Origin of the sequence: Cobetia sp. SIMBA_158 (assembly GCF_046566945.1) — a bacterium.
GTDB classification, from domain to species: domain Bacteria; phylum Pseudomonadota; class Gammaproteobacteria; order Pseudomonadales; family Halomonadaceae; genus Cobetia; species Cobetia amphilecti.
On record NZ_JAWJYL010000065.1, the window covers coordinates 1 to 448 of the forward strand.

Annotated in this window: 1 protein-coding gene; it reads left to right on the forward strand. The window is 41.3% G+C overall.

Annotated features, from left to right (window positions below; all coding sequences use genetic code 11):
- Nucleotides 1-448: DUF4331 family protein (locus tag R2R70_RS18980; protein ID WP_410978747.1), on the forward strand; the 448-nt coding region annotated here is incomplete at both ends.

The following is a 448-nucleotide window of genomic DNA, read 5'->3' on the forward strand; positions in this document are numbered from 1 at the left end:
GTAATAAAACATTTACCTCTAAAGCTGACTATCAAACTTACGCAGATCAATTTGTATATAATGTGTCAATCCCAGGTTGTGAAAGCATGGCACAAGTATTTGTTGGCCAAAGAAAAGATGCTTTTGTCGTTAACCTTGGTAAAACATTCGATTTAGTAAACTACGTACCAGTAGAGGGCGACAGCGCTCCGGGTGCTGGTGATGCAGGTGGCTTCCCTGGAGGTATTACCCAATCGGCTGACAATGACGATCTTGCAGATAAAAACGTGACATCAATTGATATTGAATTACCAAAAAGCTGTATTGTAGGCGAAGGTAATGGCGTTATTGGTTCGTGGACCACTGCAAGTTTACCACAAGCTCGTATACTAAACCCGAATGCTAAATTTGCTAATAATGCAGTTAATGGTGGTGCACTTACTCAAGTATCGCGTTTGGGTAATCCACT